Origin of the sequence: Micromonospora sp. WMMA1976 (genome assembly GCF_027497335.1) — a bacterium.
Classification (GTDB): domain Bacteria; phylum Actinomycetota; class Actinomycetes; order Mycobacteriales; family Micromonosporaceae; genus Micromonospora; species Micromonospora aurantiaca.
In genome coordinates, this window is sequence record NZ_CP114912.1 from 5,969,320 (window position 1) to 5,993,329 (window position 24,010).

The 24,010-nt window shown below is 72.1% G+C and carries 26 protein-coding genes, 2 tRNA genes and 1 other RNA gene; 12 read left to right on the forward strand and 17 right to left on the reverse strand.

Annotation, left to right across the window (positions count from 1 at the left end; all coding sequences use genetic code 11):
• Positions 1-48: 48 nt before the first annotated feature.
• From recR to ffs, 4 genes are all read right to left on the reverse strand, one after another.
• On the reverse strand, positions 49-642 hold the full coding sequence (gene recR, locus O7546_RS27580) for a recombination mediator RecR (RefSeq protein WP_013289050.1): 594 nt from the start codon (positions 640-642) through the stop codon (positions 49-51).
• A gap of 8 nt (positions 643-650) precedes the next feature.
• Positions 651-959 (reverse strand): YbaB/EbfC family nucleoid-associated protein, encoded by a 309-nt coding sequence (locus O7546_RS27585; RefSeq protein ID WP_228533033.1) that lies wholly within the window; start codon positions 957-959, stop codon positions 651-653.
• A 108-nt stretch (positions 960-1,067) separates the two neighbouring features.
• A complete protein-coding gene (locus tag O7546_RS27590; RefSeq protein ID WP_281600209.1) occupies positions 1,068-4,019 on the reverse strand; it encodes a DNA polymerase III subunit gamma and tau in 2,952 nt (983 codons plus the stop codon).
• Positions 4,020-4,127: 108 nt separating this feature from the next.
• Positions 4,128-4,217: signal recognition particle sRNA small type (gene ffs, locus O7546_RS27595), an RNA gene on the reverse strand.
• An 81-nt stretch (positions 4,218-4,298) separates the two neighbouring features.
• Here ffs and O7546_RS27600 point away from each other — a divergent pair.
• Positions 4,299-4,383, forward strand: a tRNA-Ser gene (locus tag O7546_RS27600).
• Between the two features lie 63 nt (positions 4,384-4,446).
• On the opposite strand, the gene O7546_RS27605 is transcribed toward O7546_RS27600, so the two are convergent.
• Both O7546_RS27605 and O7546_RS27610 read right to left on the reverse strand, forming a co-directional pair.
• Positions 4,447-5,667 (reverse strand): DUF6596 domain-containing protein, encoded by a 1,221-nt coding sequence (locus tag O7546_RS27605; RefSeq protein ID WP_281600210.1) that lies wholly within the window; start codon positions 5,665-5,667, stop codon positions 4,447-4,449.
• Complete coding sequence (locus O7546_RS27610; RefSeq protein ID WP_281600211.1) at positions 5,664-5,996, reverse strand: YciI family protein; 333 nt, start codon at positions 5,994-5,996, stop codon at positions 5,664-5,666. Before O7546_RS27610 ends, O7546_RS27605 begins: the two co-directional genes overlap by 4 nt.
• Positions 5,997-6,228: 232 nt before the next feature.
• On the opposite strand from O7546_RS27610, the gene O7546_RS27615 reads away from it, so the two are divergent.
• Together O7546_RS27615 and O7546_RS27620 are read left to right on the forward strand one after the other, a co-directional pair.
• Complete coding sequence (locus O7546_RS27615) at positions 6,229-6,843, forward strand: hypothetical protein (RefSeq protein ID WP_281600212.1); 615 nt, start codon at positions 6,229-6,231, stop codon at positions 6,841-6,843.
• Positions 6,840-7,361, forward strand: coding sequence for a hypothetical protein (locus tag O7546_RS27620; protein ID WP_194803302.1), 522 nt, complete (start codon positions 6,840-6,842; stop codon positions 7,359-7,361). The genes O7546_RS27615 and O7546_RS27620 overlap by 4 nt, the downstream gene beginning before the upstream one ends.
• 81 nt (positions 7,362-7,442) lie before the next feature.
• On the opposite strand, the gene O7546_RS27625 is transcribed toward O7546_RS27620, so the two are convergent.
• Positions 7,443-8,090 carry a response regulator gene (locus O7546_RS27625; RefSeq protein ID WP_194803301.1) on the reverse strand — a complete coding sequence of 216 codons (648 nt, stop codon included), beginning with the start codon at positions 8,088-8,090 and terminating at the stop codon, positions 7,443-7,445.
• A gap of 273 nt (positions 8,091-8,363) precedes the next feature.
• Here O7546_RS27625 and O7546_RS27630 point away from each other — a divergent pair, with 273 nt between their 5' ends.
• Positions 8,364-8,495: a hypothetical protein gene (locus O7546_RS27630; protein ID WP_255533242.1), complete on the forward strand. Its 132-nt coding sequence runs from the start codon at positions 8,364-8,366 to the stop codon at positions 8,493-8,495.
• 131 nt (positions 8,496-8,626) lie between these two features.
• Here O7546_RS27630 and O7546_RS27635 read toward each other — a convergent pair.
• A tRNA-Ser gene (locus O7546_RS27635) sits at positions 8,627-8,713 on the reverse strand.
• 75 nt (positions 8,714-8,788) lie between these two features.
• Between O7546_RS27635 and deoD the strand changes: the two genes are divergently transcribed.
• From deoD to O7546_RS27650, 3 genes are all read left to right on the forward strand, one after another.
• Positions 8,789-9,496 carry a purine-nucleoside phosphorylase gene (gene deoD, locus O7546_RS27640; protein WP_043327826.1) on the forward strand — a complete coding sequence of 236 codons (708 nt, stop codon included), beginning with the start codon at positions 8,789-8,791 and terminating at the stop codon, positions 9,494-9,496.
• A gap of 111 nt (positions 9,497-9,607) precedes the next feature.
• Entirely contained in the window at positions 9,608-10,246 is a 639-nt protein-coding gene (locus O7546_RS27645; protein ID WP_194803300.1) for a TetR/AcrR family transcriptional regulator, read from the forward strand.
• A complete protein-coding gene (locus tag O7546_RS27650) occupies positions 10,243-10,710 on the forward strand; it encodes a thioesterase family protein (RefSeq protein WP_194803299.1) in 468 nt (155 codons plus the stop codon). Before O7546_RS27645 ends, O7546_RS27650 begins: the two co-directional genes overlap by 4 nt.
• A 17-nt stretch (positions 10,711-10,727) precedes the next feature.
• On the opposite strand, the gene O7546_RS27655 is transcribed toward O7546_RS27650, so the two are convergent.
• The 4 genes from O7546_RS27655 to O7546_RS27670 form a co-directional block, all read right to left on the reverse strand.
• On the reverse strand, positions 10,728-11,165 hold the full coding sequence (locus tag O7546_RS27655; RefSeq protein WP_194803332.1) for a nucleoside deaminase: 438 nt from the start codon (positions 11,163-11,165) through the stop codon (positions 10,728-10,730).
• A 178-nt stretch (positions 11,166-11,343) separates the two neighbouring features.
• Complete coding sequence (locus O7546_RS27660) at positions 11,344-11,868, reverse strand: tRNA adenosine deaminase-associated protein (RefSeq protein WP_194803298.1); 525 nt, start codon at positions 11,866-11,868, stop codon at positions 11,344-11,346.
• A gap of 122 nt (positions 11,869-11,990) precedes the next feature.
• On the reverse strand, positions 11,991-12,161 hold the full coding sequence (locus O7546_RS27665; protein WP_166457820.1) for a hypothetical protein: 171 nt from the start codon (positions 12,159-12,161) through the stop codon (positions 11,991-11,993).
• Positions 12,162-12,233: 72 nt separating this feature from the next.
• On the reverse strand, positions 12,234-12,530 hold the full coding sequence (locus tag O7546_RS27670) for a hypothetical protein (RefSeq protein ID WP_228533020.1): 297 nt from the start codon (positions 12,528-12,530) through the stop codon (positions 12,234-12,236).
• Positions 12,531-12,701: 171 nt separating this feature from the next.
• Between O7546_RS27670 and O7546_RS27675 the strand changes: the two genes are divergently transcribed.
• Both O7546_RS27675 and O7546_RS27680 read left to right on the forward strand, forming a co-directional pair.
• On the forward strand, positions 12,702-13,433 hold the full coding sequence (locus O7546_RS27675) for a M23 family metallopeptidase (protein WP_194803297.1): 732 nt from the start codon (positions 12,702-12,704) through the stop codon (positions 13,431-13,433).
• A 71-nt stretch (positions 13,434-13,504) separates the two neighbouring features.
• The gene (locus O7546_RS27680; RefSeq protein WP_194803296.1) at positions 13,505-14,575 is read left to right on the forward strand and encodes a PHP domain-containing protein; all 1,071 of its coding nucleotides are present in this window, start codon (positions 13,505-13,507) and stop codon (positions 14,573-14,575) included.
• Between the two features lie 3 nt (positions 14,576-14,578).
• On the opposite strand, the gene O7546_RS27685 is transcribed toward O7546_RS27680, so the two are convergent.
• The gene (locus O7546_RS27685) at positions 14,579-15,553 is read right to left on the reverse strand and encodes a DMT family transporter (RefSeq protein WP_194803295.1); all 975 of its coding nucleotides are present in this window, start codon (positions 15,551-15,553) and stop codon (positions 14,579-14,581) included.
• Positions 15,554-15,626: 73 nt separating this feature from the next.
• Here O7546_RS27685 and O7546_RS27690 point away from each other — a divergent pair, with 73 nt between their 5' ends.
• Positions 15,627-17,297 (forward strand): DUF885 domain-containing protein, encoded by a 1,671-nt coding sequence (locus tag O7546_RS27690; protein ID WP_194803294.1) that lies wholly within the window; start codon positions 15,627-15,629, stop codon positions 17,295-17,297.
• A gap of 45 nt (positions 17,298-17,342) precedes the next feature.
• Here the strand turns inward: O7546_RS27690 and O7546_RS27695 are convergent, their stop codons facing one another.
• The 3 genes from O7546_RS27695 to O7546_RS27705 all read right to left on the reverse strand — a co-directional run bounded on the left by O7546_RS27695 (position 17,343) and on the right by O7546_RS27705 (position 21,138).
• A complete protein-coding gene (locus O7546_RS27695) occupies positions 17,343-18,887 on the reverse strand; it encodes a DUF6114 domain-containing protein (RefSeq protein WP_194803293.1) in 1,545 nt (514 codons plus the stop codon).
• A gap of 77 nt (positions 18,888-18,964) precedes the next feature.
• Positions 18,965-19,588: a DUF6230 family protein gene (locus tag O7546_RS27700; protein WP_194803292.1), complete on the reverse strand. Its 624-nt coding sequence runs from the start codon at positions 19,586-19,588 to the stop codon at positions 18,965-18,967.
• A 392-nt stretch (positions 19,589-19,980) separates the two neighbouring features.
• Positions 19,981-21,138 carry a DUF3068 domain-containing protein gene (locus O7546_RS27705; RefSeq protein ID WP_120572659.1) on the reverse strand — a complete coding sequence of 386 codons (1,158 nt, stop codon included), beginning with the start codon at positions 21,136-21,138 and terminating at the stop codon, positions 19,981-19,983.
• 113 nt (positions 21,139-21,251) lie between these two features.
• Between O7546_RS27705 and O7546_RS27710 the strand changes: the two genes are divergently transcribed.
• Positions 21,252-22,475, forward strand: a complete 1,224-nt coding sequence (locus tag O7546_RS27710; RefSeq protein WP_194803291.1) for an acyltransferase — start codon at positions 21,252-21,254, stop codon at positions 22,473-22,475.
• Between the two features lie 152 nt (positions 22,476-22,627).
• Positions 22,628-23,806, forward strand: coding sequence for a glycosyltransferase family 4 protein (locus O7546_RS27715; protein ID WP_194803330.1), 1,179 nt, complete (start codon positions 22,628-22,630; stop codon positions 23,804-23,806).
• On the opposite strand, the gene O7546_RS27720 is transcribed toward O7546_RS27715, so the two are convergent.
• Positions 23,791-23,985 (reverse strand): hypothetical protein, encoded by a 195-nt coding sequence (locus O7546_RS27720; protein WP_091425994.1) that lies wholly within the window; start codon positions 23,983-23,985, stop codon positions 23,791-23,793. The genes O7546_RS27715 and O7546_RS27720 overlap by 16 nt on opposite strands.
• Positions 23,986-24,010 lie beyond the last annotated feature (25 nt).

Below are 24,010 nucleotides of genomic sequence, written 5' to 3' on the forward strand. Positions count from 1 at the left end.
TCCGGCGGGCACCCCGCAGGGCACCCGCCGGAGGCGGCACGGCTCGATTCAGACGGCCCGTCGGCCCTCGAAGGCCCGGCCCAGCGTGATCTCGTCGGCGTACTCCAGGTCGCCGCCGACCGGCAGTCCACTCGCGAGCCGGGTCACCGCGATCCCCATCGGCTTGACCATCAGCGCCAGATAGGTGGCCGTCGCCTCGCCCTCGGTGTTCGGGTCGGTGGCGAGGATCAGCTCGCGGACCTCGCCGCCGCCGAGGCGGGTCATCAGCTCACGGATCCGCAGGTTGTCCGGGCCGATGCCCTCCAGCGGATTGATCGCGCCGCCGAGCACGTGGTAGCGCCCCCGGAACTCGCCGGTCCGTTCGATCGCCACCACGTCCTTCGGCTCCTCGACCACACAGAGCACCTCGTCGGTGCGCCGTGGGTCGCGGCAGATCCGGCACTGCTCCGACTCGGCCACGTTGTAGCAGGTGGTGCAGAACCGGACCAGGTCCTTGACCTTGCGCAGCGCGCCGGCCAGCCGGTTCACGTCGGCCGGATCCGCCGACAGCACGTGGAACGCGATCCGCTGGGCGCTCTTCGGGCCCACGCCCGGCAGCCGGCCCAGCTCGTCGATCAGATCCTGGATGGCACCCTCGTACATCTGCCGGCTCAGAACCCGGGCAGGCTGAGGCCGCCCATGCCGCCCGCGACCGGGCCCATCTTCTTCTCGGTCAGCTCGCGGGCCGCCTCGGCGGCGTTGTGCACTGCGGCGACCACCAGGTCCTCGAGCGTCTCGACGTCCTCCGGGTCGACCGCCTTCGGGTCGATCTTGATCGCCTTCAGCTCACCGGTACCGGCGACCGTAGCGGTGACCAGGCCCCCGCCGGCGGTGCCGGTCAGCTCCGCCTCGGCCAGCTCGGCCTGGGCCTTCGCGATCTGCTGCTGCATCTTCTGCGCCTGCTTCAGCATCTGCTGCATGTTCGGCTGTCCACCTGGGCGCACGGACCGCTCCTTCTTCCACTCGTCTGGTCGGCCGCGCCCAGCCTAGTCGGGCCACGGCACCGCTGAATCGCGGTCGGCGCGCGCTCAGCGCGCGTCCACCTCGTCGATCTTCTCCGCCCCGAACGTCTCGCGCAGCAGCTGCACCGCCTGCTCCTCGCTCGACTGCCGGGCGGTCCGCTCGTCGATCACTTCGTCGAGCGGCTCGTCGCCCGGATCGAACCCCTCGTAGGCGGGCGCCGCCGCGGGCGCGCCCCCGCCCCGCACCGGGCCGTCGAAGTCCGGGTCGTAGGGCGGCTCGCCCGCCCACTCGGCATCGGCAGTCTTCCGCGCCGGCTGCGCCGCGCGCGGCCCCTTGCCGGCACCACCGCCCGCGGCAGCAGCCGCCGCGGCCGCCCGCGCCGCCGCGATCGCGCTGTTCTTCGGCCCCGCCGGCCTCGCCCCACCGGCAGGCGCCGTCGCAGGTCCAGCCGGCTTGGGTACGACGACGGGGGCGGTGGCGGTCGCCGTGCCCCCGCCCGGACGGGCAGCCGCCGGCCAGTCCTCCGCATCCCCGGTGCCCGCCGCCGAGGCGGTACCGGTGGCCGAGGCGGTGGCCGCGCCACCGGGTCGGGCCGGCTCCGGCCAGTCCTCCTCGCCGGCCCGGCCAACGGCAGCGGTCGCCGCCGTCCGGTGCGAGGCGCCGACCGAACCCGCGTCGGCCCGGCCCGCCGGTCCTCCGGCCTGGCCTGCGGCGCCTTGGCTACCGGTGGCCGGGGTGCCAGTGGCTCGGCCACCAGTGGTGCCGCCCGAGCCGGACACCGGCTGTCCGGGGCCGCCCGCCGACGCCGGGTGCCCGACGGCGGCGGAATCCGGACGGCCCGGACCGGAGTGGGCGCCGGCGTCCGGGCGGACACGCCCCGCGTCGGCGTCCGGACGGCCGTGAGCAGTACCTACCGCCCCGGAAACCGGCCCGCCGGACCCGGCATCGGCCGCCGGGCGGGCCGGAGCGCTGTCGGACGGGGTGCGCCCCGGTGCGGCGTCGGCCTGCGGGCGGCTCGCGCCGGACGGGCGGGACGGGCCGCCGAGCGAGGCCGCGCCGCGCTCACCGGCCACCTCGCAGCGGATCTGCCACCGACCGCCCAGCTCCTCGTAGAGCGCGTCGGTCAGGACTGCGGCGTGGTCGGCCATCATCTTCGCCAGCACCGTCGACTTCACGGTCAGCACCAGCGTGTCGCCGTCCAGGTCGCGTACCACCGCGTCCCGCATCAGCGCGGCGATCCGCTTGTTGCTGCGGTTGACCTTGCCGACCACCTCGGGCCAGACGCGGCGCACCGCCACGGCGTCGAGCGCGCCCGGATTCGCCGCGCCCGGGCGGGGCGGCTCGGGCGTGGCCGGGTCGGGCATCACCGCGGACGGCGGTACCGGGCGTCGGGCAGCGGCCGGACCGGACGTCGCCGACCCGGCGGCGGCTCGCTCGGCGGCGGCCGACGCGGGGAACCCGGCGTCCGTGTCGGAGTGGACCCCGGCAGCCGCGGCCGCTTCGGTCGCCACCGGAGCGGAACGCGGGCCGGACTCGGCAGATGCCGAACCGGACTCGGGAACCGCACCGGCCGCGGGACGGGAATCGATGCCCGCACCGTTCGGGGCCGGACGGGTGCCGGTGGCGGGGCCGACCGGACGGGAGCCGGGTGTGGTGCTCCGGGCACCCGCCGCAGCGGCTGCGGCGGCACGTGCGGCGGCGGCACCGGTCGGGGCACCGGCAGCCGCCGGCGTGCCGGCGGAATCCGGGTGGACCGCGGCGGCAGCCGCGCCCGGGGCGGGAGTCGCCGGGCGTACCCCAGGGGCCTGAGTGGGGTGCGCGGAGTCGGCGGCGGCCGGCGGCAGCTCGGCGCCCCCGAGCGCCAGCCGGCGCTCCATCCGCTCCAGGCGCTGGAGCAGGCCGGCCGAGGAGTCGTCCGCGCCGGGCAGGAGCATGCGCGCGCAGATCAGCTCCAGCAGCAGCCGGGGCGCTGTGGTGCCGCGCATCTCGACCAGGCCGTTGTGCACGATGTCGGCGCAGCGCGACAGCGTGGCCGGGCCGAGGCGCTGCGCCTGGGCGGCCATCCGCTCGATCTGGTCGGCCGGGCCGTCGATGAGGCCCCTGGCGGCGGCATCGGGCACCTGCTGCAGGACGATCAGGTCGCGGAGGCGTTCCAGCAGGTCGGAGGCGAAGCGGCGCGAGTCGTGCCCGGCCTCGGCGACCCGGTCGACTGTGGCGTACGCGGCGGCGCCGTCACCGGCGGCGAGCGCGTCGCACATCTCGTCGATCAGCGCGGCGTCGGTGACCCCGAGCAGCGCGGCGGCCCGGGCGTAGTCGACGCCCTCCGGGCCGGCGCCCGCGATGAGCTGGTCGAGCACGGAGAGGCTGTCGCGCATGCTGCCGCCGCCGGCGCGCACCACCAGCGGGAAGACCGCCGGCTCGACCTTGACGCCCTCCGCCTCGCAGAGCTGCTCGAGGTAGGGGCGGACCACCTTCGGCGGGAACAGCCGGAACGGGTAGTGGTGGGTCCGCGACTTGATCGTGCCGAGGACCTTCTCCGGTTCGGTGGTGGCGAAGATGAACTTGACGTACTCCGGGGGCTCCTCGACCAGCTTGAGCAGGGCGTTGAAGCCGGCCGACGAGACCATGTGCGCCTCGTCGATGATGTAGATCTTGAAGCGGCTGCGGGCCGGGGCGAAGAACGCCTTCTCGCGCAGCTCACGGGCGTCGTCGACACCACCGTGGCTGGCCGCGTCGATCTCGATGACGTCGATCGAGCCGCCGCCGTCGGGCGCCAGCCCGCGGCACGAGTCACACTGCCCGCACGGCTCGGGGGTGGGGCCCTGCTCACAGTTGAGGGAGCGGGCCAGGATCCGGGCGCTGGAGGTCTTGCCGCAGCCCCGCGGACCGGAGAAGAGGTAGGCGTGGTTGAGCCGCCCGCTGCGCAGCGCCTGCGACAGCGGCTCGGTGACCTGCTCCTGGCCGATCATCTCGGCGAACGTCCGCGGCCGGTACTTGCGGTAAAGGGCCAGTGCCACCCGTCCCGCCTCCTCTCGAGGAGAGCCATTCTGCGCCGGTCGGCCCCGGGTGACCACCCACCACCCCGTGACCCGACCCGCAGCGACGTTACCCGGCCCGGGAGACAGAAAGGCCTCCCGTGCACCCGGCAGAGCTCGCTTATCCTTGCTGCCTTCCGGCCCTGGGGAGGTTCACGAGATACCGCCGCACGGGAGGTGACGCCAAGCCTACCCGAAGGGTTGTGGATCTTCCGGGAGGGTGGGGTGGCCCGCCGTCGGGAGACCTGTATCCTGGCTCGCGGAGGATTCGCCTAGAGGCCTAGGGCGCACGCTTGGAAAGCGTGTTGGGTTCACACCCTCACGAGTTCGAATCTCGTATCCTCCGCTCGCAGACGACAGGGTCGGCTCCCGCACGGGACCGGCCCTGAGTCGTACCGTGCGGCGAGACTCACCGGCCGCCCAACTGGTCCCGTCGCCGCGTCAGGTACGCCGTCTCCGCGCTGTTCCCCGCCAGCTTGATCGCCCGGTCGTACGCCTCCCGCGCCTCTCCGCCTCGCCCCATCCGGCGCAACAGCTCGGCGCGCGTCGCGTGGTACGCGTGATATGCCTCCAGCGGCAGCCCGTCCACCTCCGCCAGCGCGACCTGCGGCCCGTCCAGTTCGGCGACCGCCACGGCCCGGTTGAGCCGCACGATCGGCGACGGGTCGACGCGTACCAGATGGTCGTAGAGCGCGGCGACCTGCGCCCAGTCGGTGTCCCGCGCGTCGCGGGCGCCGGTGTGGACGGCGTTTATCGCGGCGAGGATCTGGTAGCGGCCCGGCGGCCGGCCGGCGGCGATGCACGCGCGGACCAGGGCGTGCCCCTCGGCGATGAGTTCGTGGTCCCAGGCGCTGCGGTCCTGCTCGGCGAGGACGACGAGTTCGCCCGTCGCGGAGACCCGGGCGGGCCGGCGGGCCTCGGTGAGCAGCATCAACGCCAGGAGTCCGGCGGCTTCGTGGTCGTCGGGCAGCAGCGTACGGACCAGGCGGGAGAGCCGGATCGCCTCGGCGGTCAGGTCGGCGCGGACCGCCTCCTTGCCGGGATCGGAGGCGAGGTAGCCCTCGTTGAAGATCAGGTACAGGACGGCGAGCACACCGCTGACCCGGGCCGGCAGGTCCTCGCGGGACGGCACTCGATACGGGATCCCGGCCGCCTTGATCTTCGTCTTGGCCCTGGTGATCCGCCTGCTCATGGCGGCCTCCTGGACCAGGTAGGCCCGCGCGATCTCCGGCACGGTGAGCCCGCCGACCAGGCGCAGCGTCAGCGCCACCCGCGCCTCGATGGCCAGCGCCGGGTGGCAGCAGGTGAAGATCAGGCGGAGCCGGTCGTCGTCGATGACACCGAGCGGTTCCGGGACGTCGGCCAGCATCAGCGCCTCCCGGTGCTTGTCGTCCCGCCGGCTCTCGCGCCGGATCCGGTCGACGGCCCGCCGGTACGCGGTGGTGGTGAGCCACGCGCCGGGGTTCGGCGGTACGCCGTCGGCCGACCACCGTTCGACTGCGGCGGCGAACGCCTCGGCGGTCATCTCCTCGGCCACGTCGAGATCGCCGATGCGCCGGGCGAGCGTGGCGACGACCCGGGCCCACTCCTCGCGGTGGACCCGGGTGAGCGCTTCGCCGACGTCTGTCACGCGCTCAGGAACGGCCGCAGCTCTACCCGCCTGTTGCACCGCTCCGAGGCCAGCGCGGCGAGCGGCAGCGCCACATCGAAGTCCGGTGCCTCGATGATCCAGAACCCGCCGACGTACTCCTTCGTCTCCACGTAGGGCCCGTCGGTGAGCAGCGGACTCCCGCCCCGCGCGTCCACGACGGTGGCCGTCTCCGGCGCCGCGAGCCCACCGGCGAAGACCCAGTGGCCGTCGGCTCGCAACTGCTCGTTGAACTCACCGATCGCGGCCATCTCCGCGTCGGTGGCCGAGCCGGTCTTGCCGTCGAGTACGGAGATCAGGTACTGCGCCATCGGTTCCTCTTTCGCTCTCGTCGGCTGTCGGCCGGGCCGCCGTCACCCCGGCTACGAACGCCGCCACCCCGATCCGACAACCGTGCAGTGCGAGTATCGGGCGCGATGATGCGCGAGCGCTGCTCCGCCCGTACGTTGGGCATCGGTCGCGTCACTCGTCGAGCGCGCCGAGAGGCCCATAATCCGTCGTACACATGTTCCATCCACAGCCTGTGGACGCCGAGAGGACCGGATGAGTTACCAGCTCAGCGCCGTGGTCGCCGACGTCGAGCTGCTTCGCGAGCAGACCGCCGACCTGGACCACGCGGTGCTCGCCGCGCTCCGCCAGGACTTCGCGCTGCTGCCTGTCACCCCGCAGCTCGTGCAGGAACTGACCGGCGGCCTGCCGGACTACGCCACCGACGAGCCGCACGCCGAGCGTCCGTTCCGGCTGGTGCTCTCGCCGCCGCTCGCGGAGGTGCTGGCCCGCTGGTCGAGGAGCGGCCCGGTGGCGTACCTGGAGGCGGAGTTCGCGGGCGGCCTGGGCCACCAGTCGGCGGTGGTGTGGCTCGGCGGCGAGGTGAGCTGGGGCCCGCGGTACGACGCCGCGCTGGACCGGCCGCGTACCGAGTGGCCGATCAACACGGCGCTGGCCCGGCTGGGCGCGGAGCCGGGCGCGTGGATCGACCCGTTCGCAGAGCTGGGCCTGCACCTGGAACGCGACACGGACGGCTGGCTGGCGCACGGCCGGCGCGGACTGTCCGCCGACTACTGGGACGAGCTGGCCGAGGAGTGGGAACTACGCCAATCCGACAAACAACAGCAACCTCATCGCCCCGGTCCCGTTGGTGACTGGGGGATTGCATGAAACTACGACAATTCGGCTTTATTGCCGCACTGCTCGCTGCCGCGTCCGCAGCCGGCAGCGGCGTTCATCCACAGTGGCCCACCCGCCCGGTCGGCGCCGCTCAGGTGGTCAGCCTGGAGGGCCTGCGCAACGCGGAGTTCGGCGACACCGAGGCGGACCTGACCCGGCGCGGCGTACTGCGCGCCGACGAGGAGGCATGCGGACCCGCGCTGGTCGGGCACGGTTCGGTCAGCCCGATCTTCGTCGACGACCGGCTCGTCCTGCTCTGGCTCGACGACCCGATGAGCACGCCCGAAGGCATCAGCGCCGGCGCGCCAGTCGGCGAGGTCCGCGCCGCGTACCCCGGCGCCGTCGACCTGCCGGCACCGCCCGGCAGTCACCGCTTCGCCGGGCTGCTCGCCCGCGACGGCGACCGCGCGTACCTGTTCCTGCACGACGGGGTCACCGTCCGCGAGATCATCGCCGGGTACGCGGACTGGGCCCGCCGCCTCTTCGACGAGGGCTACGGCCCCTGCTGACCGTCTACCGGTCCTAGAGATGACGAGCGACAAATCAGGCTGGCGGCCTAAGCACTGCAAGCCGGGCCACTGGACTACGAGTCAGAAAGCGGTGCCGAACTTGACGCGCTCCATGATGTCGATGACGTAATGGACGATGTCGTCGACGGCGTTGGTGTAGGCGAAGATTCCAGGATGAACGCCGATCTGCGGATCGAAGTTCGATGCGGCGATGATCACAGGGCTTCGGTCTCCCTGACGCTCAAGGGCGTCGAGCAGAGTGATGCCCGCGCTCTGCGCCGGATGTTCGGTATCCCTCCGCATATCGCTGAGGATCAAGTCGTAGCGGCGGCTCCGAAGGTTGGCGATCGCCTCGTCCGTGGAGCGCGACGTGTCTACGGTCATGCCCAGTCGCCGAAAAAGCTGTATCAGAGGCAGGTTCCATTCGGGGTTGTCATCAACCCAGAGAATTCGGCCACCTCGCAGGATTTCGGCCGCGTGTTGCAGCCGTGAGACGGCTGCGCGCTGCTCACTGACGGAAGGTGGCGCGCTTGCCTCGGACCGGGCCGCCGCTTCGACCAGTAACTGCTCGGCGAAGCCGAGCTCGATCATTGGCGTCTTCACGCTGTGAAGGCGGCTAATCTGCGGGATGATCGCGCTCCGAAGAGAAAGGTAGACCAGCGCGGCGAAGGCAACCCAGAGAATCGCGGGCACAGCTTTGATCAACTCAACAGTGATGGTCTGGGACATCTGCCCTCCGTCCATCTCTGAGACAGCCCATCGAAGGGTACCGTTCACTGCGGAGTTCCGTCGATGTCTGCAACCCCCCTTTCAGGAAGAGGCGTAGCAGATTGCCGACTCATTCCGACCGCCCACAGGTCGCCCCCAGATCGCGCTTTCGTGCCCGCTGGATCCGGCGTCTACCCGGAGCTGCCACCATTGCCTCCCCGACGCCGAACGGGCAGGCTTTCGGCCATGACTCCGGAGGAGCGACTCCAGCAGATGATTGAGGATCTTCGGCGAATGCGGCTGCAGTGCGAGCCCAAGTCGAACCAGAACCCTCGCTACCTGCGGTACTCCGCGGCCGTCTCGGCGTTGCGATGGATCATCGACGACCTGGCCAAGGAGGCAACCACCCGGCGGCGAAGTGACTGACGAGCGTCACCGAACCGGTGCCTCGCCGCCTACCAAGCGGCATCAGTCGGACGGCGACTCGAGAAAGCCGGAAACGACGAAGCGCCCGGATCAGTCCTCCTGGACTGCCGGGCGCTGCGCCTCTTCAAAGGCGGTGGCGGCGGGATTTGAACCCGCGGAGGGCGTAAACCCTCACACGCTTTCGAGGCGTGCTCCTTAGGCCACTCGGACACGCCACCGCCGACGAGGGTACAGGACCGCCGGCTTGGACGCCGAACCGGTATCCCTCGGCCCGGCCTGGCAGGATCTTTGCCATGAGTACGCACATCGGCGCTGAGCCGGGAGAGATCGCCGAGCGGGTCCTGATGCCGGGCGACCCGCTGCGGGCCAAGTGGATCGCGGAGACCTACCTGGAGGGGGCCCGCTGCTACACGACGGTGCGCGGCATGCTGGGCTTCACCGGGAAGTGGAACGGTGTCGACGTGTCCGTCCAGGGCTCCGGCATGGGCATGCCGTCCGCCTCGATCTACGCCCACGAGCTGGTCAACGAGTACGGCGTGAAGTCGCTGATCCGAGTGGGCTCCTGCGGCGCCCTGACCGAGGATCTGCAGCTGCGGGACGTGGTGGCGGCCATCGGGTCGTCCACCGACTCGAACATGAACCGGATGCGCTTCGACGGGCTGATCGACTACGCCCCGGTGGCCGACTTCGGGCTGCTGCGTACCTCGGTCGAGGTGGCCGAGCGGCGCGGCATCAGCATGCGGGTGGGGCCGATCCTGGCGGCGGACGCCTTCTACACGGACCGGCCTGACCTGTACGACACGCTCGCCGACTACGGCGTGCTGGCGGTGGAGATGGAGTCGGCGGCGCTGTACACGATCGCGGCGCGTTTCAAGGCCCGTGCGCTGACCATCCTGACCGTCAGCGACCACATCAAGACCGGCGAGAAGACCACGTCGCAGGAGCGCGAGCAGACGTTCGGCCAGATGGTCGAGATCGCGCTGGACACCATCATCGCCTGACCCCGACCGACCTGGACCGCCCCGTCACCGCTCGGTGGCGGGGCGGTCCGCGTTACCGGCGTCACAAAAATAAATACGACCGGTCGTGCTTGTTTCCCCTAGGCTGAGCGCATGACCTCCGACGGCCGCGTCGCCCGTGGCGACCGCACCCGCACCGCGGTGCTGGACACCGCAGTGGCGCTGGCGACCGAGGTCGGCCTGCACGGTCTGTCCCTGGCCCAGCTCGCCGATCGGCTGGAGGTGAGCAAGTCCGGCCTCTTCGCGCACTGGCGCTCCAAGGAGGCACTGCAACTCGCCACCGTCGACCGCGCGGTGGCGCAGTGGCAGGAGATGATCGTCGCTCCCGCCCTGCACGCACCCCGGGGCGTACGCCGACTGCGCGCGCTACACGAGGCCCGGATCGACTTCTACGCCGCCCGGGTGCTGCCCGGCGGCTGCTTCTTCGCCAACACCGAGTTCGAGTACAACGCCCGTCCCGGCCCGGTCCGGGACCGGCTCGCCGACGCGTTGTCCCGCTGGACCGCACTGCTGGAGCGCCTCGTCCAGGAGGCGGTCGACCTCGGCGAACTCCCCGCCGATCTGGACGTGCCGCTGCTCGCGTACGAGATCGACGCGCTGGGGATCAGCGCGGTGATGCGGTCCCGTCTGCTCGACCCGGACGCCTCCTACCGGCACGCCCGCCAGGGCCTGCTGAACCGGCTGCGGGCGCTCTGCCCGGATCCGGCCCTGCTACCGGAAGGCCAGTCATGAGCCACGCCACCACCGACCGGCCGGTCGCGGAGTTCGGGCACGTCGAGCACGTGCCTGTGCACTTCGACGACCTCGACGCGATGGGCATCCTGCACAACGCCCGGTACGCCGTGCTGCTGGAACGCGCTTTGACGCCCTACTGGGCCGAGCGCGGCGTCGCCTTCCGCGGCGACGTGCACGCCGCACCCGACGTGTTCCACGCGGTCCGCGAGTTCACCATCACCTACCAGGCGCCGGTCGTCGGCGTCGGCACGGTGGCCGTGCACTTCTGGCTGGAGCACTTCGGCACCAGCAGCGCCCGTTACGCCTTCGAGTTCCGCTCGACCGACGGCGCCACCGTGCACGCCACCGGCACCCGGTCGATCGTCCGGCTCGACCCGGCCACGCTGCGTCCGACCGCCTGGACCGAGGTCGGCCGCGCGATCGCCGCGACGCTGCTGCGCCCCGCACCGGCCGGCGCCTGAGACAAGACCAGAACCCCTCAGCGGAAGAAGGCGCGCAGCACCGCCGCGCTCTCGCGTTCCAGCACGCCTCCGTACACCTCGGGGCGGTGCGTGACGCGGCGGTCGCGCAGCACGTCCCAGAGTGACCCGACGGCGCCGGTCTTGGGTTCCCACGCGCCGAACACCACTGTCGAGACGCGGGCCAGGGCGATCGCCCCGGCGCACATGGTGCACGGTTCGAGCGTCACGACGAGCGTGCAGTCGTCCAGCCGCCACCGGCCGAGCCGCTGCGCGGCCCGCCGCAGCGCCAGCACCTCGGCGTGTGCGGTCGGGTCGCCGGTCAGCTCCCGCTCGTTGCGCCCGATCGCCAGTTCGGTGCCGTCGGGGCCGTAGAGCACCGCGCCGACCGGCACGTCGTCGGCATCTGGGGTCGCACCGTCCGGGCCGGTCACCGCGACCTCGAGGGCCCGGCGCATCCACAGCTCGTGCCGCTGCCGGCGGCCCACAGCGCCCGGGTCGGCGAGCGCCTCGTCGGCGCCGGGACCGACGCGCGCGGCCCGGCCGGGGGTGGGCTGCCCCGGGCGTACGGTCTCCAGCGACGGGTCGGTCGCGTCTGCCGGTTCGGCGGCGCCGGGCGTCACTGACTCCCCGGGCTCAGACCTCACGCAGCTCCTCGACCTCGTCCACGCAGCCGAGCACCTGGCAGATCTCGGCTGTCACGTCGGCCGGCATGGAGCCCTCGTGCGCGCAGAGCGCCAGCAGCTTCTGCGCCGGGATGCCCAGATCGGCGAGGAGATCCGCGTCGCCGACCGGGTCGGCCTCCGGGTCCACGGCGGGCTGCTCGGTGTCGTCGTCGCCGGTGGAGGTGCGCGGTTCGTCGACGTCCTCCAGCCCGGTCACCGAGGTCTTCAGGTCGCCGACGAGCAGCGCGCCCAGCCGGGACTCCTCTGCGTACGCCGAGTCCGAGCCGAAGACCCGCAGGTCCTCCCCCTCGTCCAGGCGCAGGATGACCAGGTACGTGTCGTCGGCCTCGACGAACAGCAGCGAGAGGTCGGCGTCCGGCTCGACGTCGCGCAGCCGGTCGGCCACCTCCTCGATGTCGGTGACACCGCGCAGGCTCACCTCACCGGCGGTCCAGCCGCCGTCGACGCGCGCCACGGCAGCAGCGAAGTACGACACGGTCCCCCCAAATCAGCCTCGGCAGCACGCCGACACGTCACGCGATGCACGTTAACCGGTCGGGTCGGCGGGCGAGCGGTCAACGCCCCGTATGGGCCGGCCGTTCCTGAAGAGAAAGCCGGTCAGCCGACGACGCGCCGGCGGGTGGCGATGAGTTGGCGCAGTCGCTCGGTGCGGGCCCGCTGCGGCCGTTGCCGCTGCTGTACCGCACGGGCACCGGCCAACTCGGCGAGGAGTTGCAGGCGACGGCGGCTCCGCTCGGGGTCGAGCCGCGGCGGTGTGGTCCAGGCCATACCGCGAGCGTGGACCGTCCTCAGGCGTACGTCAAGGTGGCCTTCGCTACGCAGCGAAACCGGCACCGAAGGTCACCAGAGCGGCCAGTCCCCGGTCTGCGCCCAGCGCATCGCGACGATCGCGGCGGCGATGCTCCAACCACCGGCGGTGACGATCGCGACGCCCGTCGCCACCCCCCGGTCGCCGTGACGGACCAGCACCGCGGCGGCCATCCACGCCAGGCCGCCGGCCAGCAGCGTCCACCAGGCGTATCCGGCCACGCCGCCGCCGAGCAGCCCGAACAACAGCAACCAGGCGAACGCGACGAGCGCGCCGGCTGCGACGCCGGCGCCGGTGATCGGGTACGGCTCGCGATAGCTGGGCCGCATCGACGTGCTCGACGGGAACAGCCCGGAGGGTGTACGCGGTGGCGGGAACGCCCCCGGACCGGTCCCCTCGGGTCCGCCGTGCCATCCGTGCGTCACCGCCGCCCCCTTCCCGGATCACCCGTCCCGTGCTCGGCATTCGTCCCTACGGTAGTGGTCTGTCAGGATGACCGGATGCGCTCGCCATCGATCGGACGCCGGACGCGGCCGGCGTACCCGGTCCTGCTGCTCGTCGCGGCGCTCGCCGCCGCCGGGTGCGGCGCCACCACCGGGCGCGCCGACAGGTGGCAGGAGCCGAGCCCGATGACGACGGCCGCGCAGCCCGCCGACCCGGCCCCGCCACCAGCCGCCTCCTCGTCCGCCGCGCCGTCGCCGGCCCGCACGGACCTGAAGCGGGTCTTCCCGGTGCGGGCCGGCAACGTCGACTACCACCCGACGCACGGCGGCTACCCGGGCACCGACGTGTTCGCCGACTGCGGGGAACCGGTGGTGGCGGTCACCGACGGCGTGGTGCTGGAGGTGAGCCGCGTCGACAGGTTCGACAAGCGCGGGCCGCTGGGCCCGAACAACGGCGGGCTCTCGGTCTCGCTGCTCGGCGACGACGGGGTGCGCTACTACGGCTCGCACCTGAGCGCGATCGCCGCCGGGGTCGACGCCGGGGTACGCGTACGCGCCGGGCAGCAGCTCGGGAAGGTGGGCCGCACCGGCAACGCCAACAACGTCTGCCACCTGCACTTCGGGCTCTCCCCGAAGTGCACGGGCGCTGACGACTGGTGGATCCGCCGGGGAGTGGTCTGGCCGGCGCCGTACCTCAACTCGTGGCGCAAGGGCGGCAACCGCTCCCCGGTCACCGAGGTCACCGCCTGGCAGCGCAAGCACGGCTGTCCGGCCGCGCCCGGCCGGTAGGCGCGCGGCGGCTGACCGGCTCGCGGTGCGGGGTCACCCGGCGGGCGACGAATGCGCGTAGGTTCCAGGACATGACTGCCCGGGATCCCATCGCCGACCTGCGCCGGATCGCGTTCCTGCTGGAACGGGCCAACGAGGCCACGTACCGGGTCCGGGCGTTCCGGTCGGCGGCGAAGACGCTGGGCGCGCTGCCCGCCGCCGAGGTGACCGAGCGGGCCCGCACCGGCAAGCTGACCGAGCTGTCCGGCGTCGGTGACGTCACCGCCCGCTGCGTGGCCGAGTCGCTGGCCGGCGAGGAACCGGTCTACCTGCGCCGGTTGCTGGCGACGGAGGGCACCGACCTGGACGAGGCGGCGGCGAAGCTGCGGGACGCGCTGCGCGGCGACTGCCACACACACTCGGACTGGTCCGACGGTGGCTCACCGATCGAGGAGATGGCGCTGGCCGCGGTCGAGCTGGGTCACGAATACCTCGTGCTCACCGACCACTCGCCCCGGCTGACTGTGGCCCGCGGCCTGACCGCGGCGCGGCTGCGCAAGCAGCTCGACCATGTCGCCGCCGTCAACGAGGCGCTGCCGAAGGGCTTCCGGATCCTCACCGGCATCGAGGTGGACATCCTCGCCGACGGCTCACTCGACCAGGACGAGGACCTGCTGGCCCGCCTGGACGTGGTGGTCGGCTCGGTGCACAGCGGCCTGAATGACGACCGGGCGAAGATGACCCGCCGGATGCTGACCGCGATCGCGAACCCGCACCTGGACATCCTCGGCCACTGCACCGGCCGGATGGTCTCCTCCCGGCCCGCCGGGGTGACCGGGCCCGGCGACAAGGGGCACCGGGCGCGTACCCGCAAGGAGAGCGAGTTCGACGCGGACGCCGTCTTCGCCGCCTGCGCCGAGCACGACGTGGCCGTCGAGATCAACTCCCGGCCGGAGCGGCAGGACCCGCCGAAGCGTCTGATCCGCCTCGCGCTGGAGGCCGGGTGCCGGTTCGCGATCGACACCGACGCGCACGCGCCTGGCCAGCTCGACTGGCAGCGCTTCGGCTGCGAGCGGGCCGCGCTGTGCGGCGTACCGGCGAAGCGGGTGGTGAACACCTGGACGGCCGACCGTCTGGTGAAGTGGACGGCCGGCCGCGGCTGACGGTCAGCCCCTGGTGGCCGCTTCGGCCGGACGGGTGGTGGGTGTCACCGCGTCCGGGCGCGGGCGGCGCCGCCCGAACAGGCCCTGGGCGACCGCGACGCCGACGAGCACCACGAACGCGCCGACCGGTTGGTGCCAGTTCATCCGCTCGCCCAGCACCACCGCCCCGACGAGCACCGCGAACACCGGGATCAGGTAGGTCACTGTGGACGCCGTGCTGGCCCCGGCCAGCCGGATGTTGCGCATGTTGATGACGAAGGCGAGCCCGGTGCCGAGCGCGCCGAGCGCCAGCACGCTCGCCGCCACGCGCGGGGAGAGGTCGAGCGGTGACGGCGGCGTGCCGACGAACGGCGCGACCAGCGCGAGCTGCGCGGTCGCCACCAGCAGCTGGGCCGCCGACAGCGAAAGGCCGGAGTACGCGCTGCCCGCGACGAACTTCTTCTGGTACGGGATCGCCAGCCCGTAGCAGGCCGCCGCGCCGAAGCACATGAGCTGGCCGACGAAGTGGGCACCGCCCACGCCCTCCCAGACGCCGAGCACCACCAGGACGCCGACGAAGCCCAGCCCCAGCCCGACCGCCCGCCGGGCGGTCAGCCGCTCGGTGCGGAACACCAGCACCGCCAGCGGCAGCACGATCAGTGGCGTGGTGGCGTTCCAGATGCCGGCGAGCATCGACTCGACCCGCTGCTCGCCGTAGCCGAACAGCGTGAACGGCACCGCCACGCCGAACGCGGCCACCACGAGCATGTGCGCCCAGACCCGGGGCTCGCGGGGCAGCCGGTCGCGCAGCACCGCGAGCACCACGAGCAGCGTCAGCGCGCCGGTGGCCACCCGGTAGAGGGTGAGGTGCACGGGGTGCAGCTCGGCCACGCCCACCTTGATGAACAGGAAGCTGGAACCCCATATGGCGGCGAGTGCGACGAACCCGGGCAGCCAGCTGCGCACCGGGGCCCGGTCAGGAGTGATCTCGACGGTCACCCATGACACTCTGCCGCAGAGGTACGACGAAGTCGCGCGGTATTCCGGATGCGGGGTCACGTAGGGTCGCCTCGTGGGACGAATCGATGACCTCGCCAACCGGTACGTGGCCGAGTGGGCGCCGCTGAGCCCGACCGGCGCCACCTACGTCGGCATCGCCGGCTACGACGACCAGCTCGACGACCTGTCGCCCGAGGGTTACGCCGCCCGCGCCGACCTGGCCCGCCGCACGCTCGGCGAACTCGACGTGACCGAGCCGGAGACCGAGGCGGAGCGGACCGCCCAGGAGGCCATGCAGGAGCGCCTCGGCCTGGAGCTGGCCCGCTACGACGCGGGCGAGACCGGCAGCGAGGTCAACGTGATTGCGAGCGGACTGCACGAGATCCGGATGGTCTTCGACCTCATGCCGACCGACGGCGAGGAAGCCCGGGCGAACGTGGCCGCGCGGCTCAACCGTTTCGCGTCCGCGCTGGACGGCTACAAGCGGACGCTGCGCGAGGCCGCCGCCGCGGGACGGGTCAGCTCGCGGGTGCAGCTCGTCGAGGTCGCCAAGCAGTGCGACGTCTGGGTCGACCCGGAGGGCGACAACTTCTTCCACGGGCTGGTCGAGCGGATCGACGCCGACGGCGCGCTCGGCGCGGAGCTGCGCAAGGGCGCCGCCGCCGCGACCGCCGCCACCGCCGAGTTCGGGCAGTTCCTGCGCACCGAGCTGGCGCCGGTGGGCCGGGAGAAGCAGGCCGCCGGGCGGGAGCGCTACGAGCTGGCCTCGCAGTACTTCCTCGGCGCGACTGTCGATCTGGACGAGACGTACGCCTGGGGTTTCGCCGAGCTGGCCCGGCTGGAGGCCGAGATGCGCGCGGTGGCCGCGCGGATCGCCGGGCGCGGCGCCTCGGTCGACGACGCGGTACGCGCGCTCGACGCCGACCCGGCGCGGACGGTACGCGGCAAGGAGGCGTTCCGGGACTGGATGCAGGCGCTCGCCGACAGGGCGATCACCGAGCTGAACGGCACCCACTTCGACATCCCGGAGCAGGTACGCCGGATCGAGTGCTGCCTCGCGCCGACGAGCGACGGCGCCATCTACTACACCGGCCCGAGCGAGGACTTCTCCCGGCCGGGACGGATGTGGTGGGCGGTGCCGCAGGGCATCACCGACTTCTCCACCTGGCGCGAGGTGACCACCGTCTACCACGAAGGCGTGCCGGGTCACCACCTCCAGGTCGCCCAGACCGCCGTCCGGGCCGACCTGCTCAACCGCTGGCAGCGGCTGCTGTGCTGGGTCTCCGGGCACGGCGAGGGCTGGGCGCTCTACTCCGAGCGGCTGATGGACGAGCTGGGCTACCTCGACGACCCGGGTGACCGGCTCGGCATGCTCGACGGGCAGGCGCTGCGCGCGGCCCGGGTCATCGTGGACATCGGCATGCACCTGGAGCTGGAGATCCCGAAGGACAACCCGTTCGGCTTCCACCCGGGCGAGCGGTGGACGCCGGAGCTGGGCTGGGAGTTCATGCGGGCGCACTGCCGGGTGCCGGACGAGAACCTGCGCTTCGAGCTGAACCGCTACCTGGGCTGGCCCGGTCAGGCCCCCTCGTACAAGGTGGGCGAGCGGATCTGGTTGCAGGCCCGGGAGGACGCGAAGGCCCGCAAGGGAGCCGACTTCGACCTCAAGGAGTTCCACCGCCAGGCGCTCGACCTGGGCTCGCTGGGGCTGGACCCGCTGCGCAAGGCGTTGGCCCGGCTCTGAGCCGTGGTCCGGGTGCCGGCGGTGCGTCCGCCGGCACCCGTCGCCCTACGCGCCGAGGGTCAACCGCAGCGGCTCGCCGGTCAACGTGTTGCTGGTGACGTACGCCAGGTCGATGACCGGGTCGGTGAACGTCACCTTGAAGGGCAGCGTGACCGGCAGCCCGTCCGGGAACGGCAGGTCCGGGGTCAGCGTCAGCTTGATGCCGGCGAGCTTGCCGACGAACCGGGTGCAGTAGAACGCGACGTCGTCGCGGACGACGAGCTGAGGGGTCACGTACCGCTGGGTGCGACCGAGTGGACCGTCGGCGACCAGCAGGAAGTCGTCGGTCACCGCCTCCTTCATGCTGAACTTCAGCACCTTGAGCGCACCCTGCTCGGTCTGCAGGTCGGTGATCCCCTCGAACCGCAGCCCGGTCATGGCCACCTTGGAGCCGGTGAGCTTCGACGGCGTCCGGCCCACCTTCGGCAGGCCCGGGTCCGCGGCGATACGCGGCAGGGGCTTGCCCGGTTCCACCTTGCCGGGCTTCGCCGGGTCCACCTTGCCCGGCTTGTCCGGCGCCGGGCACTCGGTCGACCCGGGACGGGCCGTCGGCTTGCTCGTCGGGGCCGCCGATCCGCTCGCGGTCGGCGTGGGCGAGGGCGTCTCGCTCTTCTTGCTGCTGCCCTTGAACAGGTCACCGATCCCCTCGAAGAAGTCGGTGATGATGTTGCCCGCCCGCGTCGGGCTCGCGCTCGGCGACGGGGTGGGCGTCGCCGTGGGCGCGCTCGCGCCGGGCGCCGGCGTGGCGGGCTTCGACGGGCAGGCAGTGGCGGCGGGCTTGTTCGGGGCGGCCTGCACCGCGCGCGGCTGCACGGCGAGGCCGGCGGTGGCGAGGCCGAGCACCACGAGGACGATGCCGAAGGCGCGCGGGTCCGCCGAACGGCCCGCCCACTCCGGCGGCCCGCCGTCGGATCCGGCCGCCTGCCCGTTCACCGACTGCCGAGGGACCGGCCGCTCCCCGCCCGGCCGCTCGGCAGTCGGCTGCTCGACGGCCGGCCGTACGCCGGCCGGCACCTCGACGGTCGGTCGCTCGTCCGCGGGCTGCGTGTCCACGGGCTGCGCGTCCACGACGGTGTCGGCCTCGGCGTCCGCGGCGGTGCCGGGTTCGGCGTCCGCCTCGGTGTCGGGTTCGTCGGCGGCCGGACCGGCGGGACCAGCCGGAGGGGTCGGCACCCAGGCGAACGCGAGCGCGCTGCCCACGATGCCGAGCAGCAGGCCGAGGAAGAAGCCGCCGAGGTTGAGCCCGATCAGGGAGTAGACGGCGGTGATCGCCGCGACGATGGAGTAGAACAGCCGCTGCGGCGGGCTGAGCCAGAGCAGCACCCCGCAGGTCACCAGGATGCCCGGGATCAGCAGCGAGAGCAGGCCGGTGGCGCCGCTGCTGAAGCTCAGGCCGTTGAGGGTCAGCCGGGTGGAGGCGAGCATCTCCACCCCGGCCAGGATGATCAACAGGCCACCCCAGAACGGCCGGCTCCGCTGCCAGCGGCGGAAGGTCCGCCATGCCCGGGCCGCGGTGCCGGGCCGGGCGTGGGACGGGTCGACGGTTGTCACGTACTCCTCCTGGCGGAGCGGGGACGGGGACGGTCGGGCGGGCCCGCGGTGGTCGGCCACCGCGGGCCGTGCTCAGCTCAGAAGCACTCCTTGCCCTTGGCGTCGTCGCCCACGTTGACCTTGAGCCGCAGCCCGACCAGGTTGAACGTCGAGGAGGTGGTGTAGCGGGACACCTGCTTCAGGTCACGGATGGTCACCCGGTCGGAGTTCTGGCCGAACGAGCCGCGCTGCGCCGTCGGGTTGAGGTCGCTGGCGTCGCGTCCGATCTTGATGTTGGTGAAGGTCGCGTTGCCCTCGAGCGAGTCCATCGCGATCACGAGGTCCTTGGCCCGGGCGGGCTCCTTGCCCTCACCGGCGTTGATGGTGAGCACCACCGGCAGGCCGGGCAGGTCGGCGCGGACGGACTGGCAGAGCTTGTACAGCTCCGCGCTGCTGATCTCGGCCATCGCGACCGGGCGGGTCGCGCCGGCCTTCCCGTCCTCGCCCTTCTCGCGGACGATGCCGCCGTACTGCTTGAAGCCCTCACCCTCCAGGCGGTCGGCGCCGATCTTGAACGTCTGCCCGGACACGGTGATGTCGGAGGCGATGGCGCCGGTCGACATGCCGAACAGGATGGCACCGGCGGCGGCCGTGGTGGGCACGATCATGGCGGCGAACCGCCGCCACCGGGTACGACCCTGGTTGTCGAGCCGATTCTGCACGGGTTCCTCCTCGAACGAATGTGCGCGGCGGCCGGTGGGGAACCGGCGGCCCGCGCCGGGCCCGTCCTCTGTTACCGACGGGTAACGATCGAGCCTGATCGTGCACCCGATGCGGTGCAGCTCACAACCCCCCGATTACCCGGCGGTAACACCGGGGTGAGACGGGGAGGTGACCACGCGTCACGAAATCCCAGGCCAGGGGCGGCCTGGAGGGCGAAATGTCGCGGCAAACCGGGCATAGATGACGGTGAGCGCGACGGAAAGTCACCGGATATCTCGCCGTTACAATCGAGTAACGAATGTAAAGTAGGTTCGCCCGCATGGGAGATCTTCACGACGGAGGGGTGGACCGCGATGCGGCCCACCCCTCCGTCGTGCTTACGGCTCACCGGTCAGCGGCGCTCCACCTCACCGGCGCCCGAACGCTGGGCCGGCACCGACGGGTCGTCGGACCGCCAGTTCGTCGACGCCGGCGGGATCTCGTCGTCGAGCGGGCCACCCACGGGCTCCTGGTCGACGCGGGTGGGCGTCGGGTCGGAGGTCGGCGCGTCCGCGCGGTGCCGGGCGTTGCCGTCGCCCTTGGGCCGGGTCACCAGCCACACGCCCGCGATCAGGGCGATCAGGCCGAGCACGCCGGCGATGATCGGGCCCCAGACACTGATCATGCCGATCTTGAAACGGTTGTCCTTCACCGTCTCGACGCTGCGGCTGATCGTGTCGTCGTTGTAGTTGAAGTCCGCGTCCAGCAGCACGGTCGGGGCGCCGGTGTCCGGACGCAGCTCCTTGTACTGCTGCTCGCGCACCTTGATGTAGGCGCCGGTCACCGGGTCGACCCAGAGCGTACGGGTGTTGCTGTAGACGACCTGGCCGCTGGTCGCGGTCGGGGCGAACTTGCCCAGCAGCGTCTTGACGCTGTCCGCCGGGGTGTTCAGCGGCTCGTTCTCGATCCGCTGCTCGAAGCGGTACGTCTCGACGCCCTTGATCTTCTCGGTGCCGGTGAACCGCGCCGGGAACGTCTTCTTCAGGTCGCGGTCGAACACCTGGTAGTCACGCTTGCCGGTGCCGAACGGGAACTTGTAGATCTGGCCCGAGTAACGCACGTTGCCGACCGGGGTCTGCTCCGCGCCGGACTCGTTGAGCCACTGCTCGTCCCACGGCGCCGCCGCGCCGGAGATCCGGTAGAGCGCCAGCTCGGTGCTGTACTGGCTGATCACATCCTGGTTGTCGCTGCGCTTGACCGTCTGGAAGACGTTCCAGATGACCGCGTCGCCCTTCAGCTCCTTGGGCACGCGGTCCTTGGTGTCCTCCGGCTGCGGGATGACCTCGATGCTCGATACGAGATCGGCCTGCGGCACCTCGATGCTCACCGCGCCGGCTTCGGACTTGATCTGTAGGAACTTCGCGCCCTTCGCCTCCGCGACGGACGTCGTTGGTTCCAGGTCATAGGGCAGCTTGGTCACGGCGGGGGCCACGTAGAACGGCAGCCCGGCCGCGAAGACCAGCAACAAGACACCTAGCCCGAAGAGCGCGGCGCCCACGCGAAGCTTCACTCATCCTCCTGTAACCTGCCGCCCTGCGGTCTGTCGTCCGGGGCACCCGATCCTTAGCATTGGCGGGAGGTTACTCCCCAGTCACCTGCAAAAGCGACCCCCTGGATGTCCAGATGTCCACAGCCACCACGCCAACAATCCCGGAGCCACCGGTAACGGGCCGTCTTCCCGCCCTCGACGCGCTGCGAGCGATCGGCGCGGTGGCGGTCGTCGGTCACCACGTCGGCTTCCAGACCGCCGTCACCATGAACACCACGTGGGGCGGCTGGTTGGCGCGCCTGGACGTGGGCGTGGCGATCTTCTTCGTGCTCTCCGGCTTCCTGCTGTTCCGCCCGTGGGCGCTCAGCGTCGCCACCGGACGGCCGCGGCCCCGCACCGAGCGGTACTTCTGGCGCCGGGCGCTGCGAATCCTGCCCGCGTACTGGCTGGCGGTGGTGGTCTGTTTCGTCGTCCTGCCCGGCAACCACCCGGTGTCGGCCGGTGACTGGCTGCGCCACCTCACGCTCACCCAGATCTACGAAGCCGGCCAGCTCGGGCACGGGCTCAGCCAGACCTGGAGCCTCGCCACCGAGGTCGTCTTCTACCTGCTCCTGCCGCTGCTCGCCGTGCTCGCCGTGGGCCGGACCTGGCGTCCCGTCCGCACCGTGCTGCTCGCCTCCTCCGGGGCGCTGCTGACCCTCGCGTGGGTCGCCATGATGGGCGCCGGCTGGCTCGACGGCGCGCTGCACACGATGTGGTTCCCGTCGTACGGCGCCTGGTTCGGCGGCGGCATGGCGCTGGCCGCGGCGCACGTGGCTCTGCGTACCGGCACCGCGCCGGCCGCCTTCCGCGTGCTCGACGACCTCGCCTCGGCACCGCTCGCCTGCTGGGCGGCAGCGGTCGCGGTGATGGCGATCGCGACGACGCCGATCGCCGGCCCGCGCGACCTGACCAGCCCGACCGCCACCGAGTTCGGCACCAAGCTGGCTCTCTACCTCCTGATCGCCGTCCTGATCACGATCCCGGTGGCGTTCGGCGGGCAGACCCGGGCCAAGGAGGCCTTCAGCAGCGGTTGGGCACGCTGGATGGGCCACGTCTCGTACGGCCTGTTCCTGTGGCACCCGCTGGTCATCGAGCTGATCTACCTGCTCGAGGACCGGCCGCTGTTCACCGGCGATTTCGTCGACGTCTTCGCCCTGACCATGATCTTCGGGCTGATGTACGCGGCGGCCAGCTACTACGGCGTCGAGCGCCCGCTTCAGATGCTCGGCACGCAACGCCGCCGCCGGCCGACCGGACGCGGACCGGCGCCGGGGACACCGGCCGCCACCACGCCGGACGTCGCGGCGCCCGCCTGAGGGTCACCGACCGAACACCGATCGTCATACCGCGACGCCCGGCGGCTCAACGCCGCCACTCGGGGCATTGCCGGGCGCAAGTCCCAGCCCTTAATGTGACGCGCACCGCTAAATTACTTGAGAGTAGGGTTCGCGTGGAGCGTCGCTTCGGCATGCCCGGACACGTGCTGTTCCTCAACTGGCGAGACACTCGCAACCCCGAGGGCGGCGGTTCCGAGGTGTACGTGGAACGGATCGCCGCCGAGCTGGTGGCGCGCGGATTCCGCGCCACCCTGTTCTGCGCCGCGCACCGCGAGGCTCCCGCCGACGAGGTGAACGACGAGGGCATCCGGTTCGTCCGGCGCGGTGGCCGGCACACCGTCTACGTGTGGGCCGCGCTCTGCTACCTGGCCGGGGCGTTCGGCCTCGGCCCGCTCGCCGCACGCCGGGGCGGCCGGCCGGACATCCTCGTCGACGTCTGCAACGGCCTGCCGTTCCTCTCCCCGCTCTGGGCCCGGCGCCCGGTGGTCAAGCTGATCCACCACGTGCACCGCGAGCAGTGGCCGGTGGTCCTGCCGCAGTGGGCCGCCCGGTTCGGCTGGTGGGTCGAGTCGTCGCTTGCGGTACGCGTCTACCGGCGCTGCCGGTACGTCACCGTGTCCGAGGCGACCCGGCGCGAACTCGCCACCCTCGGCGTACCACCGGAGCAGGTGTCGGTGGTCTACAACGGCACGCCGGAGCTGCCCCGCACCGACGCCGAGCGCGCCCCGTTCCCCCTGCTCGTGACGCTGAACCGGCTGGTGCCGCACAAGCGGGTGGAGGTGGCGCTGCGTGCGGTCGCGGCGCTCGCCGACGAGCTGCCCCAGCTCCGGCTGGTGGTCGCCGGTCAGGGCTGGTGGGAATCGCACCTGCGTGAGGTCGCCGACGAGCTGGACATCGCCGACCGGGTGGACTTCCGGGGCTTCGTGACAGAGGAGGAGAAGGCCGCGCTGCTCGCCTCGGCCTGGGTCGCCCTGACGCCGTCACTCAAGGAGGGCTGGGGGCTGACGATCGTGGAGGCCGGCGCGGCGGGTACGCCGACAGTGGCGTTCCGGGAGGCGGGCGGCGTCGCGGAGGCGGTGGTGGACGGGCGTACCGGCCTGCTGGCCGACGACATCGACGACTACCTGGCGAAGGTGCGCGCGCTGCTGCACGACGACGAGATGCGTCAGGAGATGGGCGCCCAGGCCCGGCGGCACGCGGCGAACTTCACCTGGCCGGTGGCGGGGGAACGCTTCGCGACCCTGCTGGAGACTGCGGACTCGCCCCGCCCGGTCCAGCGGCGGGGCGACCCGTCCTACCTGTTGCCGTAGACCTCGGGGGCGTACGGGTCCTGCTTCCCGGCCCGCTTGGCCGCCTCCGTGGCGTTGCGCGCCTCGGTCGCGGCCTCCTCGGCCGTGGCGGTCGCGGCGGCCGAGAGCCCGCCGAGGGCCAGGACCCCGAGCAACGCCGCCACCAGGCCGGACACGACAAGGGTCAAAGCTCTACGCATGCCATTCCTCCGATGGTGAGACGTG

Coding starts and splice junctions, on each gene's coding strand:
- O7546_RS27715 (WP_194803330.1), top strand. CDS start 22,628: ATGCCCGGACACGTGCTGTTCCTCAACTGGCGAGACACTCGCAACCCC.
- O7546_RS27610 (WP_281600211.1), bottom strand. CDS start 5,996: ATGGCGCAGTACCTGATCTCCGTACTCGACGGCAAGACCGGCTCGGCC.
- O7546_RS27720 (WP_091425994.1), bottom strand. CDS start 23,985: ATGCGTAGAGCTTTGACCCTTGTCGTGTCCGGCCTGGTGGCGGCGTTG.
- O7546_RS27710 (WP_194803291.1), top strand. CDS start 21,252: ATGTCCACAGCCACCACGCCAACAATCCCGGAGCCACCGGTAACGGGC.
- O7546_RS27645 (WP_194803300.1), top strand. CDS start 9,608: ATGACCTCCGACGGCCGCGTCGCCCGTGGCGACCGCACCCGCACCGCG.
- O7546_RS27585 (WP_228533033.1), bottom strand. CDS start 959: ATGCAGCAGATGCTGAAGCAGGCGCAGAAGATGCAGCAGCAGATCGCG.
- O7546_RS27620 (WP_194803302.1), top strand. CDS start 6,840: ATGAAACTACGACAATTCGGCTTTATTGCCGCACTGCTCGCTGCCGCG.
- O7546_RS27650 (WP_194803299.1), top strand. CDS start 10,243: ATGAGCCACGCCACCACCGACCGGCCGGTCGCGGAGTTCGGGCACGTC.
- O7546_RS27665 (WP_166457820.1), bottom strand. CDS start 12,161: ATGGCCTGGACCACACCGCCGCGGCTCGACCCCGAGCGGAGCCGCCGT.
- recR (WP_013289050.1), bottom strand. CDS start 642: ATGTACGAGGGTGCCATCCAGGATCTGATCGACGAGCTGGGCCGGCTG.
- deoD (WP_043327826.1), top strand. CDS start 8,789: ATGAGTACGCACATCGGCGCTGAGCCGGGAGAGATCGCCGAGCGGGTC.
- O7546_RS27615 (WP_281600212.1), top strand. CDS start 6,229: ATGAGTTACCAGCTCAGCGCCGTGGTCGCCGACGTCGAGCTGCTTCGC.
- O7546_RS27675 (WP_194803297.1), top strand. CDS start 12,702: ATGCGCTCGCCATCGATCGGACGCCGGACGCGGCCGGCGTACCCGGTC.
- O7546_RS27630 (WP_255533242.1), top strand. CDS start 8,364: ATGCGGCTGCAGTGCGAGCCCAAGTCGAACCAGAACCCTCGCTACCTG.
- O7546_RS27625 (WP_194803301.1), bottom strand. CDS start 8,090: ATGTCCCAGACCATCACTGTTGAGTTGATCAAAGCTGTGCCCGCGATT.
- O7546_RS27670 (WP_228533020.1), bottom strand. CDS start 12,530: ATGCGGCCCAGCTATCGCGAGCCGTACCCGATCACCGGCGCCGGCGTC.
- O7546_RS27655 (WP_194803332.1), bottom strand. CDS start 11,165: ATGCGCCGGGCCCTCGAGGTCGCGGTGACCGGCCCGGACGGTGCGACC.
- O7546_RS27680 (WP_194803296.1), top strand. CDS start 13,505: ATGACTGCCCGGGATCCCATCGCCGACCTGCGCCGGATCGCGTTCCTG.